Origin of the sequence: Collinsella sp. CLA-JM-H32B (assembly GCF_040098065.1) — a bacterium.
GTDB lineage: Bacteria > Actinomycetota > Coriobacteriia > Coriobacteriales > Coriobacteriaceae > Collinsella.
On record NZ_JBBNNA010000018.1, the window covers coordinates 1 to 14,207 of the forward strand.

The window sequence follows — 14,207 nt, forward strand, 5'->3', positions numbered from 1 at the left end:
ACCTGGAACATGGGAGACGGCGGTCGACGAAACTGGAGAGGAGGTATTACGAGCTCCTGTGCGAATTGAAGGGAGCGCTCCCGCAAACTGCCTATTGACAACTTATAGGAGCGTCGGTTTTGTTTTTGCAATTTTCTGTATGGTCGGAGGTTCGCTATCCAGCCCCGTAATCCGGCATGGTTTTGTTCGTGGCGGTACAACCGCGCGTTTAAGCGCGGGGCCGGCGGGGCATTTTTGCCTCGCCGGCCCCCATTCCAGCGCTATACCAGCCCCATTCCAGAGCTATTCCGGCTTGGTTTCTACCGTGGGAGTCTTGTTCGCCGCAACTGGAGTACGAGCGGTGTCCATAGTCAGGCAGTGTTTGGGGCAGCTCTCGATGCACTCGCCGCACACCACACAGGCGTACGGGTCGATCGACCACGTCCCACCCTTGCGATCGACCGCGAGCGCGCCCGCCGGGCAGCGACGCGCGCACATGCCGCAGCAAATGCACACGTCCATGTCGTTGACGATATGCCCGCGCAAGCGCTCGGGCGCCGTAAGCTTCTCCTGCGGATAGCACACCGTGACCGGCCGCTTGACCATAGAACCCAAGGCCGTCTTGGCAAATGTCAGTAAACTCATGCCGCGCCTACCTTTCCGTGCAGCTAATGCAGGGGTCGATGGTCAGGATAATCATGGGCACGTTGGCAAGGAGCACGCCCTGCAGCGCATGCGTCAGACCTGCCAGGTTCTGCGACGTCGGCGTGCGCACGCGAAAACGGTCCAGGCTCTTGGTGCCGTTGCCGCGCACATAGTAATACGCCTCGCCGCGCGGCTGCTCAATCACAACCTCGCCACGCGCGCCGTCGGCCGGCGTGAGCTTGGTGCGCCCACCGATGCCGTCGTGCGGAATCTTGCCCACAAGCTCCTTGATGATGTCCATGGCCTGCGTGACCTCGGCACAACGCACCTGGCAGCGGGCATAGCAGTCGCCGTCGGTCGCCACGATAGGCTCAAACGCGGCCAAGTCCGCATAGGCGCCGTCGCCGAACATGCGCACGTCGTAATCCACGCCCGAAGCGCGCCCGAATGGGCCGACCATCGAAAGCTCCAGCGCGTCCTTCTTGCTGATCACGCCCACGCCATGCAGGCGCTCGCCGCAGCTATTGTCGTCCAAAAACGTATGCACCAGGGCCTCGTAGTCGGGACGCATGGCGTCGAGCGTCTGGACAATACCCACCAGCTCGGAGTCCTCGATGTCATGCTTAAGGCCGCCGATCTCGTTAATCGAAAGAATCACGCGCCCGCCGCACGTGCTCTCGAAGATCTTAAGAATCTGTTCGCGCAGCGTCCACGACCGATAGAACAGCGCCTCAAAGCCAAAGGCATCCGCGAGCAGGCCCAGCCACAGCAGATGCGAGTGGATGCGCGAAAGCTCGTGCAAAATGGTGCGGATATACTGCACGCGACCGGGCACCTCGATGCCGAGCATGCGTTCGCAGGCGCTAGCATAGCCGCAGCTGTGGCCCACGGCGCAGATGCCGCAGATGCGCTCGGCGATGTAGCCAAACTGATGCATATCGCGCTTTTCGGTGAGTTTCTCGAGCCCGCGGTGCACAAAGCCGATCTGCGGAATTGCCTCGATGACGCGGTCGTCCTCGATAACTAGGTCCAGATGAAGCGGCTCGGGCAGCACCGGGTGCTGCGGGCCAAACGGAATAACGGAGCGATGTGCCATGGACCTTACGCCTCCTTTTTCTGCTTGTCGCGGGCGGCCTTGGCGGCAAGCGCCGCGCGGACCTTGGCTGCTTTCTCGGGATCCATGGCGGCGAGCTTTGCCTCCATCTCGGCAGCCTTGAGCGCGGCCTTCGCAGCGGCATCGTCATGCTGAGCATCGGAGCCGGCAGCCGCAGCGGGCTGGGCGACGGCAGCGCCCGCAGCATCGCCGACACCCGCAGCGCCCTCCCCCGCAGCGGCCGTGGCAGCGGCGGCCTTCTCGGCCGCAGCCTTGCGCGCCTTAGCCTCGGCAGCGGCACGGACCTTCATGGCCTTCTCGCGCGCGGCCCTCACCTCGGGCGTGATCACACTCATGGGCTCGGCAGTCGAGACCTGGTAGAAAAAGCCCTTAAAGTCAATCTGCATGTCAGTGATGGCAAGACCAAACAGGTCATGCGCCTCGTTCTCAAACGGGAACACCGCCGGATAGTACGAGCTGATGGACGGAATCTCCTGGTACCGGTCGATACCCTCGACCACCAGGTTCTCGATCGCATAGTTGCCGTCCTGCGCGATATGCTCCCGAGCAGCGCGGACGTTGATGAACGTATAGACCAGGCGATACGAGCCGTCGTCCACACAGCGCTCGGCGTGCATTTGCACAAAGCGCGCGCCGACGCCCTTGAGCGCCTGGACATGCGACAGAAGCTCGTCGATCCCGACGGTGGTATAGATTGCCTTTTGCATTACTCGGCCTCCTTTGCAGCGGCTGGCGCACCGTCAGCCGTACCTGCGTCGACACCGGCCCCGGCCCCCGCAGCCACAAACCCATCCTCGCCCAGCTCAACGCCACCGTCCCAGGTTGCGGCACCGCCCACGGTGAGCGGGTCGCCGCCGGCGCGCATCACGGCCTCCTTCTGGTCCAGGATGCCGCACGCCTCCACGATGGCATCGATCACCGCCTCGGGACGAATGGCGCACCCGGGCGCGTACACGTCCACGGGAATCGCGCGGTCCACGCCGCCGATCACGTTATAGGCATCGCGGAACACGCCGCCCGAACACGCGCAGATACCGCAGGCCACCACGCACTTGGGCTCGAGCATCTGGTTGTAGATCTGGCGCACGACGGGCAGGTTCTGGGCATTGACCGAACCCGTCACCAAAAAGATATCCGCATGCTTGGGGTTGCCGGTGTTGACTACGCCAAACCGCTCCGCATCGAACAGCGGCGTGAGCGAGGCCAGCACCTCGATATCGCATCCGTTGCAGCTCGAGCCGTCGTAATGAATAACCCACGGCGAGCGCGACATTTTATGATCCATAAACGCCGCCTCCTAAATAAACACGTCGACGAGGATGGGCATAAGGTTGAGCAGGCCAAACACCAGCGCCACGCCCCAGCCGAGCTTAAAGCAGCTGCGCCAGGTGCTGCGTGCGAAGGTGTTGTCGATCAGCACCTCGACAAAATACGTCGCGGCCATCACGACCAGGGCGACCACCCAGCTCACCGGGTTGTCCCAAACAAAGAACATGCCCACCCACATCAAAAACAGCACGGTCTCGCACCAGTGCATAAGGGTCATCTTGGCCAGCGTGCCGCCGCTCATCTCGGTGGCGACGCCCTGGACGATCTCCTGATGCGCGTGATGCGAGTACGAAAGGTCAAACGGCGACTTGCGCAACTTGATGGTAAGCACCGCGAGCAGCGCGAGGAAAATGGGCGCGCTGTACACGATGATGGGGGCCGACTGCCCCGTCACGGCGATGGAATCAAAGCTATCGGTGGCAAGGTACAGGCCCACGCTCATCAGCAAAACGGCAGGCTCGTAGCTCATAACCTGCAGCAGCTCGCGGTCGGCGCCGACCTGGGCAAACGGGCTTTGCGTCGAGGCGGACGCCAGCACCACAAAGATCGCGGCGAGCGTCACCATAAAGGCGCACAGCAGCGTGTTGGAACCCGACACAAAGATGCCGCCGCCCACGACGGTAAAGATGAGCGCGCACGCCATGTAGGTATCGTCCATGGTGTTTACGCTGGCAGGGGCCTTGCGCAGCAGCTTGGCAACGTCGTAGAAGGGCTGCAGCAAGCGCGGGCCCACGCGGCCCTGCATACGGGCGGACAGTTTGCGGTCAATGCCGTCGATCAGGCCACCAACCAAAGGCGCCAGCAAGGCAAACGCCACGGTGCCAATAAAGATGCCCACGACGCCCGAGCCTTCGAAATACTTGCCGCGCAGCACCGAGGGCGCGCTCATGGCAAGCCGCTCGGGCCCAATCCACGCGCAACACAGCAGCGCAAACAAGATAATGCTATAGCACACGACGCTACCCACGGGGCTAATACGCTTCTCGCCAAGGGCGTCCTCCGAGTACCAATTGCGCTTTTCGGCCTTCACCTCGCGACCCATCGAGCCGCGGAAATGGCGGTAATTGTCGGTTCCCACGCCCGAAAGGTACACGTTGACGTGCGGTTTGTTGCTCACGCGGAACGACGTCAGCAGCACCACGGCGATAAACGCCACGATAACCACCATCAGATACATGGCGTCCTTGCCGATAACGTACGGCACGCGGCCAAACACCATGGCCAAGTAAGGCGACACCAGACCGCTCGAGATAACCGGGAATGCCACGCAGCACAGAATCAGCAGTGCGGCGATGGTGTTGAGGGCCATCCATTCGGTCTTGTGGACATTGACCTCAACGTTTTGAGCCGTGGGGTCGACGCCCGAAAGCTTGGCAAGCCACTTACCCCAGAAGAAGAACGTCGCGGCCGAGCCAAAGGCCAGCACCATGATCATGAGCACGTTGCCGGTCTGGGCAAACGCCACCAGGGCGCCCCACTTGGACACGAGCATGCCAAACGGCGCCACAAACATGCCCATGATGCCCAGCATCATCAGGCGCGTCAGGTGCGGCATGCGGCTGAACATACCGTCCATGTCCTCGATATTGCGGCTGCCGATATGATGCTCGGCCGTGCCCACGCACAGGAACAGCAGCGACTTGGCCACCGTGTGGAACAGGATCAGGAAGATGGCCGCCCATACGGCCTCGGGCGCGCCGACGCCCAGGCAGGCACTGATGAGGCCCAGGTTGGAGATGGTGGAGTACGCGAGCACACGTTTGGCGTTGCTCTGCGAGATGGCCATGAGGGCAGCGAGCAAAAACGTGATGGCACCCACACTTGTGACCATAAAGCCCGTCACGGGATAGATGGCATAGAGCGGGCTCAGCTTGACCATCAGGAACACGCCGGCCTTGACCATGGTTGACGAGTGCAGCAGGGCGCTCGTGGGCGTGGGGGCAACCATGGCACCCAACAGCCAAGTGTGGAACGGCATCTGTGCGGCCTTGGTGAGTGCGGCGAGCGACAACAGGATGACCGGCATCACCAGCAGCGCGGATTGCGCGGTTCCGGCGCCGGAAAGATCGATCATGCCCGAGATGGTCAGCGGCATGCCGTTAACGTGCAGGTACATGAGTCCGGCCAAAAACGCGATGCCGCCCAGCATGTTGAGGATAATCTGGGTGAAGGCGTTCTTGATGGCCTCGGGCGTGCGCGTGTAGCCAATCATGAGGAACGAGCACACGGTGGTGATTTCCCAGCCGCAGAACAGCCACTCAAGGTTGTCGCTCGTCACGATGACGAACATGGCCGAGAGGAACAGGAACATGAGCGCCAGGAACTGCGGGCGACGGTCGGGCGCGGTCTGCCCGTGCAGCGCGGCCTCGTGCTCGTCATGGGCCTGGAAGTCCTTCATGTAGCCCAGGGCATACACGCAGATGAGGCTGCCGACGATGCCGACGGCAAGCACCATGATCACGCTCATGTAGTCCAGGTAGAGCGGCGTCGCCGTGACGGCTTCGGCCGCGGGCAGCGTCATGGCTGCAAAGGCAAGCGAGCCCACCAGCTGGACTATGCCGAGCACCGTGGTAAGTGCGTTCCTATATTTGTACGCGTTGTACAGGATGACGGCGCACAGGATGACATCGATGGCGGAGCTGATGATCGAGAGCACATGCGAGGCGCCGGGGGCAACCTCAAAGCTCTGCGGACCCGTGCCAAAAAACATGACGGCGACTACAACTGTCACCGCCATAATAATGCCGGAACCTATGAGCCCCACCGCATCGCGGGCGCGGTCACCGCGAGCGAGCAGCATGCCCAGCGCCGGTACCAGCGGAAACAGGGTAAGGAAATACAGTAGCGTCATACCATCACTCCCCCATGCAAAAACGCTGCAATTGTTTAACGTTATAGCTCAATTGAGGAGCAACGGCGGCAGGTTTTCGGTCAACTGGGGAGTTTTAGGCGTACGGGGCAAGGGCGTGTCCGCTTTGGAGCAGAGAGGCGACGCTCCCCCTATTGCAGCGATGGGCGCGCGGGCACTGCACGCGGTTTATTGGCCACTTTGAAGGATGTCCCGATAGGCACGCGGCGATCCGAAAAGTCGGCACGGCAAGAAAAATGCGCCCCCGTGGGCGCACCATCCCGTTCGCTATTCCGCCTTTTTAACGCGCGGCTTGCGACCCCGCGGCTTATCGACCAGCGCCGCCTCGCCGCCGTCGCGGTACAGGCGGCACCAAGCCTTGACCGAAGACTCGCTAGGAATCTTGTACTTGATCATGGCCTCGCGAACCGTCAGGCCGTTTTCCAGGCGATCCTTTACCACGGCGAGCTTGACGTCGTACGAATACGTGCGGTGATGCGAGCCCGCGTTAAGCACTGCGTCGGCACCGCCCACGGCGTATGCGCGAGCCCACTGACGAGCCGTGGCCTGGGGAATGCTGAGCTCCGCGGCGAGGGCACGATGACCGACCCCCTCTTGGAGGACCTCGACGGCACGCTGCCTAACCTCGGGCGCATGCGTGCGAGTCCTTGTTGCTTCTGACATACCTGCCACTTCTTAGCCCTAAACGTTTACCTGTTTTCTTACGTGCATGTTAGATAGTAGCATTTTGCTGTTTGCTCAAAGCAGTTAATTAAAATAGACGCGGCATTATCTGGGCATTTGACACCTATTTACGGCGTTTCTTTATCGATTATTTACGCTGGTAGCTAGCTCGCAGCTAATCGTCATTCGTTTGCCAACAAAATTGGCATCTCTTTATGTCCTTTGGTCTAGAGGGAATAGTTATTAAACCCTCCCCCAATAATTTTGAGCGGCCTGCAAGGTAGTAGATGTCCTCACTCCTCATGATTACCGCGCATTGCCATCCATCAGAGCAAAACAAAAAGGCGGGGCCTGCTGCGCTTGCAGACCCCGCCCCGGTTGACACCCGATGGGACGCAGCCGGGCGAGGCGGATCCGTGCTACCGCCCCGCCCCGCCGCGATGTTCAACTACAGCTCGTTGGCCGCGTGATACGCCGTGCGAATGGCGCTCGCAATGTCGGCAGTGCGCTCGCCCGAGCAGTCGCCCACGCAGGTCACGGGCACCGTCACGCCGTCCAGGTCAAACGCGTTGGCCTTGGAGCCCACGGCCATCACCACGTAATCGCAGGCGATCTTCACCGGCTCCTCGGCGCCGTCCTCGGTGGTGCGAATGGCCTCCACGCCCTCGTCGGTAATGGCGGTCAGGCGGGTCTTCACGTGCTGCTCCACGTTGTGCTCTGCAAAGTCGCTCATAATCAGCGGCAGAATGGTCTCGGACTCGCCCGCGGCAATCTTGTCGAGCATCTCCACGATCGCCACCTCGCAGCCGTGCTGCAGCAGGTACTCGGCAGTCTCGGTGCCCACCAGGCCGCCGCCAATGACAGCGACGCGGCCCGTAAGCTCCGCCTTGCCGGCCAGCACGTCCCAGCTCGAGACGACCTTCTCCGAGTCGGCACCCGGAACGGGGATAACCACGTCGTGCGCGCCCACGGCCACAATCGCGGCGTCGGCGGCGTTGAGGTCCTCAGTAGTAGCGGCATGGTTGAGCTCAACCTTCACGCCCAGGCCGGGCAGAATCTTCTCGTAATACTCGACCGAGCGCATGATCTCGTCCTTGCGCGGAGGCGCGGCCGCCAGCACAATCTGGCCGCCCAGATGATCGCTCGCCTCGTAGACGGTCACATCGTAGCCGCGCTTGGCCGCCACGCGTGCGGCCTCCAGGCCGGCAATACCGCCGCCCACCACGGCGATCTTCTTGTCGCCCTCGCCCGGCTTGATGGCGACGGTCGCCTCGTCGCCGTTCTCGGCGTTGAGCACGCACGAGATGTACTTGCGGTTTTGAATCGCATCGACGCAGCCCTTGTTGCAGTTGAGGCACTCGCGGATGGGCTCACCCGTGGCAGCCTTCAGCGCAATGTCGGGGTCGCACATGAGCGAGCGGCCATAGGCGATGATGTCGGCCGCGCCGTCTTCCAGAATCTTCTCGCCGGCCTCGACCGAGATGACACGGCCCACGGTTGCCACCGGCACGGAGACCAGGGCCTTGACGCGCTCGGCCACGGGCAGCGTCCAGTTGTAGGGCATGGCGCCCATGGGCGGAATGGTGTCGCCCATGTTGCCGGTGTGGTTGGCCTGTGCAACCTGGATCATGTCGATGCCCGCGCCCTCGAGCAGCTTGGCGAACTCGCAGGCCTCGTCAGGCTGCAGGCCGCCCTTGCCGCGCGGCGTGCCGTCGGGGTTCTCCATGATCACGGGGAGCTTGTACTCCACCATCAGCTGCGGCGCGGCTTCCTTAATGGCAGCGACGACCTCGAGCGCGTAGCGAACGCGGTTCTCGAACGAGCCACCGTACTCGTCGGTGCGCTGGTTGAGGATGGCCGAGCACAGCGAACCCACCAGGCGATCGCCGTGGACCTCGATGGCGTCGATGCCGGCCTGCTGCGCACGGGCGGCCGAGGCAGCGATGGCTTCCTTGATCTGTGTGAGCTGTTCTACGCTTGCCTCGTTCACAAAGTGCTGCATGTCGTGGTGCAGCTTGGCGTAGGCCTGATTGCGGATCTCGTTGGACTCGGCCATCTTGGCGGCAAAGGTCTCCTCGTCGCCGGCGGCCTTGGCCTCCTGCGCGGCCTTGGCAGCGGCCATGGATCCCATGACCATGCGGCCGACACCGGGCACGTCATACTCGGGGTGGAACAGCTGCAGCGCGACCTTGGCGCTGTGCTTGTGGACGGCGTCGGCCAGTGCCTTAAACGTAGGGATCTGGGCGTCGGTTGCCAGCTTGGGCGTGGGGCTCGCGGTCATGACGGGAGCGACGTCGCCGATGACGATGTAGCTCACGCCGCCACGGGCCAAGCGCTCGTAAAAAGCCAGGCTGCGCTCGCCAATGGAGCCGTCGCGCTCCTCGTAGCCGGTGGTCAGCGGCGGGAACATAATGCGGTTTTTGAGCTCAAGGGGGCCAACCGTAATGGGCTGGAGCAGCTTAGATGCAGGTGCGGTCATGGATATTCCTCTCTTGTAGGCGCGACGGCGATGATGCCGCGTAGTTGTCTAGAGGATATGGCATGGGGGTACGACAGCACAACGAAAATCGGCGAATATCAGGTGGCGGCAGGTGGATGGGACGGGGCGGCCCGTCGGTTTGTCTCAATCTGTAACAACCACTCGGCAAAACCGGGTCTTGCTGTTACAAATCAAGATATTCCTCTCAACCCATCCTCAACAATCTAGATCTGTAACATCTAGACCTACTTTTGACCCCAACCTGTTACAGATCGAGACAAACCAAACCCGCCTGCTAGAAAATCTCAATCTATAACAACAACTCGGCAAAATCCGTTCCTCGTGTTACAGATTTAGACAAACACGACCCAACCCACCGGTATATCTCGATCTGTAACACCTAGCCGCCCAAATCGGGTCTAGATGTTACAGATCGAGATTTTGTTTGAGAGGCCGAGAATTGGACCGAAAACACGGTCCCGAAATAACAAAAAAGCTCGCCGGCTAGGCCGACGAGCTGCAAGTTCTTGGTCGCGGGGGCAGGATTTGAACCTACGACCTCCGGGTTATGAGCCCGGCGAGCTACCAGACTGCTCCACCCCGCAATGTCTGGGCGCCTCATGTGCGCAAGAAAGAATATTACGTGGGAGTTCGGTAAACGGCAAGGAAAATCTCGTAGAGCATAATTCCTTCATATTTAAACCCCTCAGTCCATATCACTGTAACCGAATCGCAGCCGAGCGCCGCCGGCGGCGCGTATACAATGGTGCGCGTCCTTTTACGCCGACACCTGGAGTAGACATGCTGCTCGCTATCGATATGGGAAACACGCAGACGGCCATGGGCCTGTTTGACGGAGACGAGCTGGTGCAGTCGTGGCGTATGCCCACCGACCGCTCCTATACCGCCGACGAGATCCACGTGCGCCTGATGGGCTTCTTTAAGATGTACGACCTCTCGCTCGGCGCGGTCGACGCGATCGCCTTTGCCGGCGTGGTGCCACAGCTCTCGCGCGAGTGGCACGCCGTGGCCAACCGCATCGCGGCAGACGCCATCGTCATTGGGCCGCAGACGGCGGCCGTAACCAAGCTGCGGGCGGCGCGCCCCCAGGCCGTTGGTGCCGACCGCATCGCCAACGCCGTTGCGGCCGAAACTTTCTACGGCGCCCCGGCGATCGTGGTGGACTTTGGCACCGCGACCAATATCGACGTCATCGATGAGGACGGCTATTACATTGGCGGAGCGATCGCGCCGGGCATCCGCATCTCCATGGACGCGCTTGCCGCCCGTGCCGCCAAGCTCGCCAGCGTTCCGCTCGAGGCGCCCGAGCACGCCATCGGCCGCGATACCGAGGAGTGCATCAAGGTGGGCGCCGTGATGGGCGCCGCCGCCATGACCGAGGGCTTGGTCACGCGCATGAAGCGCGAGCTGGGCCGCGAGGACGCCACTGTTATCGCCACGGGCGGTCTCGCCGGCATCGTCGCCGATTCGACCGATGCCTTCGACGTGGTCGACGGTCAGCTCACCATTAAGGGCATCTGCGAAATCTACCGCCGCATGCAGGAGCAGGGGTAGGACAGGGGCCTAAGTCGAGCACGAGCACGAGCGGCGGACTAGGCAACACATCGGCCCTATTCCTCAAAAACGAAAATTATTCAGTTTTGAGGAATAGAGTCGCGATGCCGCCCCGCAGCCGCGCAAAGACCCTCCCCGGCACAGGCCGAGGAGGGTCTTATTGTCATCGTTGTCTTTGAGCGCTGGCGCCCCGCGTTACAGCCCGCGAATCCGTACGGCCTCGGGCGGAAACTCCTGCTCGCCAGCGTCGGTCTTGATAGTCGCGCGGCCCCAGATGTCCAGGCCCGCGAACACGCCCACCGCGAGCGGCAGGCCGTTGGACGACACCGCCGCAACCTGGCGTCCCAGCAGCGGCACCATGTCGAAGTACTCGCCCAGCACGGGAGCCAGCGGCCCGGCAGCACCCTGTGGCGTGTTAGCGGCAACCGCCCAGGCGTCAACGCGAGCGAGCACCGCCGCGGCCAATGCCTCGACCAGCGCTTCGTCAGCCACATCCACGCCGAGCTCGCCTAGCGCCGCACGCTCAACATCCACCGTCACCGCGGCAAACATGCCTGCAGCACCAGCGCCACCGTTGACGGCAACGCGCGCAAACGGGGTCTCAAACGTGGGCGCGCCGCACACAATATCGCTCGGCCACTGAATGCCCACCTTGCCGGCAAGGTCCAGCCCCGGTGCCGCAGCCGTTCCCACGAGCGCGTCCATCATGCCCATCGCGGCCACAAACGGCAGGCCGTGGAAGGCATGCATATTCACATCCGGACGCACGACCAGCGAAAACGTCAGCGATGCATCGCCCACGCTCCAGGCGCACCAACCCGCGGACTTGCCCTCGCGACCCGCATCGCGCGCGGCGTCGAGCTCAGTGCCAGCGGTTACAGCGTTCATCTCAATCATCTACATACGCCCCAATTCGCCCACGATATGGCCCACGCGATCCTCGGGTTCCTTGACCTCGACGCCGTTGTAGCGGAAGAACCGCGCCGGGTCGTGCATCAGGTCCTCGAGCGGCACCAGCACAAAATCGCGCTCGCCAATGAGCGGATGCGGCAGGCGCAGCTTCTTGCCGCCGTGGGTCTCGCCATCCATCCACAGCAGGTCCAGGTCGATGGTGCGCGGGCCGTTGACCTTGGCCTTCTTGGAGCGGTCGCGCCCCAGCTCGGCCTCGATCTTCATAAGCTCGTCGAGCAGCACCAGCGGCGCCAGCTCGGTCTTAATCTCGATGACGGCATTGGCAAAGGCGTCCTGGCGCGTCTCGTAGGCCGGTTCGCTCTCGTAGATGCGTGAGCAGTTGGACACGCAGGTGAGCGGGATTTCGGCGATCATGTCGCGTGCGGCGCGGATGTTGTCGCAACGATGCCCCAGGTTGGAGCCCACGGCCACAAACGCGCGACGCGGCTGCGGCTTAGCAACAGCCCAGTAACCGTTCAGGAACTGCGCAAAGCCCGCGACGTCGTGCACGCGCACAATGTTGGCACCGGCCTGGATAGCGCCCAGGCACACGCCGAACGTGGCGGCATCGCGCTCGGCGGCCTCGGTCACGCCCGAGACAGCGCCCACAAAGCGCTTGCGCGACACGGCGCACATGAGCGGATAGCCCAGCGACGCCATCTTGGCGGTCTCGCGCTGGATGACGATATCCTCGTTGGCCGTCTTGCCAAAGCCCGGGCCCGGATCGATGCAGATGCGGTCGCGCGACACGCCGGCGTGGATGAGTGCGCGGGCCTGATCGGACAGAAAGCCCATGACGCGGCGCATGATGGGCGCCGAATCAGGCAGGGTAAAGCGGCGAAGCTGCGAGGTGGGAACATAAGCCTCCTCGCGGCGGGCGCTGCGGCGCATCATGGCGGCCAGGTGATCGCTGGGCTCCGGCGAGGACTCAGGGTTCGCGGCGGCCTCGGCGACAGGGGCGGCCTCTTCGGCAGCCGGTGCCTCCTGCTTCTGCTCGTCCGTAGGCTCGGACGCGGGCTCCGGATCGCCAAACGGCAGCGAGGGCTGCACCACGCCACCCGGCAGCTTGGCCTCCGTCTTGGGCTCGCCCAGCAACTTGCCGCGGCGACGGCGGGCAGGCTTCTCCGCCTCGCGCGCGGCCTCAGCAGCTGCCTCGCGCGCCTTCTCGGCAACAAACGCCGCGGCAGAGGTATCGAGCTGCACCGTCGCGTGCGTACGGGCGGGAGCGGCGACCTCACCGGCGTGCATCACGATAACGCCGCAGGTACTCGTCTTAACAAATTCGACCATCTTGGGGTCGGTGAATCCCGTCACGTCGTTGACGATCGAGGCGCCGCAGCGCACGGCCGCCTTGGCAACCGCCACGTGGCGCGTGTCAATCGAGACGATGGCGCCCTCTTTGGCCAGCGCGCGTACCACGGGCAGCACGCGGCGAGCCTCCTCGTCGGGGTTGACCGGGGTAAAACCAGGGCGCGTGGACTCGCCGCCCACGTCGATGATGTCGGCGCCGGCGTCGAGCATCGCCAGGCCGTACTCGATGGCGGCATCCGGGTCGAAGTGCTCCCCGCCGTCGCTAAACGAATCGGGCGTCACGTTGAGGACGCCCATGATGCGCGGACGGTCAAAGCTGAGCTCGTACTTTCCGCACCGCCATGTCTTGCTATCGTTCGCCATGAACATCCTCCTCAAATGCCCGCGCCGCCGCGCTCGGGCGCAGGCGGCGGGGTCGCTTTGCAATCAGTCTTTCTATTGTATCCGCGCACACGGGCTAGAACGCAAACGCGGCCGCGATGTCGCAAGAAATCAGCAGGTCGGCATTTGCATCCTGATCGGTGGGAGCAAGATTGCAAATGGCCAGCGTATCGCCGGTAAAGTAACGCGTAAGGCCTGCCGCCGGATACACCACGAGCGAGGTCCCGCCCACAATGAGGGCATCGGCCGCAGCGATGGCGGCAACGGCGCCGGTCAGCACATGCTCATCGAGCGGCTCCTCATAGAGCACCACATCGGGCTTGATGCGCCCACCGCACGCAGGACACACGGGTACGCCCGCGGCGTCCTCGTGCTCGCGCGAGCAAATCCACTCGGCGCTATAGACCGCGCCGCACGACTGGCAAATGTTGCGATGGACCGATCCGTGTAGCTCGAACACGCGCTGCGAGCCAGCCATCTGATGCAGACCGTCGATATTTTGCGTCACCACGGCATTTAGCTTACCGGCGTGCTCCAGCTCGGCCAGCTTGGTGTGGCAGCGGTTGGGCTTGGCGCCAAGCGCAATCATCTTGGTGCGGTAGAAGTCGAAGAACTCGGCCGGATGTGCCTCATAAAAGCCATGCGAGAGCATAGTCTCGGGCGGGTAGGTAAACTGCTGGTGATACAGGCCGTCCACGCTGCGGAAATCGGGGATGCCGCTCGCCGTGGAAACACCGGCGCCGCCAAAGAACACCACACGCTTGTGGGTACCGAACAGCTCCGCCAGTGCGGCGGAGGCCTGCTTGGGGTCCGATATTGCCTGCGTCATATGAGTCCTCCGTCCTTGTTGGTCGGGCAGCATCGGGCGACATCCCGGTATGCGGCCTTTGAGTCGGCACGCGCGGAGCCCA

Annotated in this window: 11 protein-coding genes and 1 tRNA gene; 1 reads left to right on the forward strand and 11 read right to left on the reverse strand. The window is 62.8% G+C overall.

Annotated features, from left to right (window positions below; genetic code table 11):
- Positions 1–282 precede the first annotated feature (282 nt).
- From AAA138_RS08790 to AAA138_RS08825, 8 genes are all read right to left on the reverse strand, one after another.
- The gene (locus tag AAA138_RS08790) at positions 283–624 is read right to left on the reverse strand and encodes a 4Fe-4S dicluster domain-containing protein (protein ID WP_349090497.1); all 342 of its coding nucleotides are present in this window, start codon (positions 622–624) and stop codon (positions 283–285) included.
- 7 nt (positions 625–631) lie between these two features.
- Positions 632–1,720, reverse strand: coding sequence for a nickel-dependent hydrogenase large subunit (locus tag AAA138_RS08795; protein ID WP_349090499.1), 1,089 nt, complete (start codon positions 1,718–1,720; stop codon positions 632–634).
- 5 nt (positions 1,721–1,725) lie between these two features.
- Complete coding sequence (locus AAA138_RS08800) at positions 1,726–2,445, reverse strand: NADH-quinone oxidoreductase subunit C (protein ID WP_349090500.1); 720 nt, start codon at positions 2,443–2,445, stop codon at positions 1,726–1,728.
- A complete protein-coding gene (nuoB, locus tag AAA138_RS08805) occupies positions 2,445–3,023 on the reverse strand; it encodes an NADH-quinone oxidoreductase subunit NuoB (protein ID WP_349090502.1) in 579 nt (192 codons plus the stop codon). Before nuoB ends, AAA138_RS08800 begins: the two co-directional genes overlap by 1 nt.
- Positions 3,024–3,035: 12 nt before the next feature.
- A complete protein-coding gene (locus AAA138_RS08810) occupies positions 3,036–5,918 on the reverse strand; it encodes a proton-conducting transporter membrane subunit (RefSeq protein ID WP_349090503.1) in 2,883 nt (960 codons plus the stop codon).
- Positions 5,919–6,203: 285 nt separating this feature from the next.
- Positions 6,204–6,599 (reverse strand): transposase, encoded by a 396-nt coding sequence (locus AAA138_RS08815; RefSeq protein ID WP_349090504.1) that lies wholly within the window; start codon positions 6,597–6,599, stop codon positions 6,204–6,206.
- A gap of 448 nt (positions 6,600–7,047) precedes the next feature.
- Entirely contained in the window at positions 7,048–9,078 is a 2,031-nt protein-coding gene (gene bilR, locus AAA138_RS08820) for a bilirubin reductase, long form (protein ID WP_349090505.1), read from the reverse strand.
- 528 nt (positions 9,079–9,606) lie between these two features.
- Positions 9,607–9,683, reverse strand: a tRNA-Met gene (locus tag AAA138_RS08825).
- Between the two features lie 196 nt (positions 9,684–9,879).
- Here AAA138_RS08825 and AAA138_RS08830 point away from each other — a divergent pair.
- On the forward strand, positions 9,880–10,653 hold the full coding sequence (locus AAA138_RS08830) for a type III pantothenate kinase (protein ID WP_349090506.1): 774 nt from the start codon (positions 9,880–9,882) through the stop codon (positions 10,651–10,653).
- A 195-nt stretch (positions 10,654–10,848) separates the two neighbouring features.
- On the opposite strand, the gene AAA138_RS08835 is transcribed toward AAA138_RS08830, so the two are convergent.
- The 3 genes from AAA138_RS08835 to AAA138_RS08845 form a co-directional block, all read right to left on the reverse strand.
- Positions 10,849–11,550, reverse strand: a complete 702-nt coding sequence (locus tag AAA138_RS08835; protein ID WP_349090508.1) for a hypothetical protein — start codon at positions 11,548–11,550, stop codon at positions 10,849–10,851.
- Positions 11,551–13,278 carry a dihydropteroate synthase gene (folP, locus tag AAA138_RS08840; RefSeq protein WP_349090510.1) on the reverse strand — a complete coding sequence of 576 codons (1,728 nt, stop codon included), beginning with the start codon at positions 13,276–13,278 and terminating at the stop codon, positions 11,551–11,553.
- Positions 13,279–13,372: 94 nt separating this feature from the next.
- Complete coding sequence (locus AAA138_RS08845) at positions 13,373–14,125, reverse strand: NAD-dependent protein deacylase (protein ID WP_349090511.1); 753 nt, start codon at positions 14,123–14,125, stop codon at positions 13,373–13,375.
- Between the last annotated feature and the right edge of the window lie 82 nt (positions 14,126–14,207).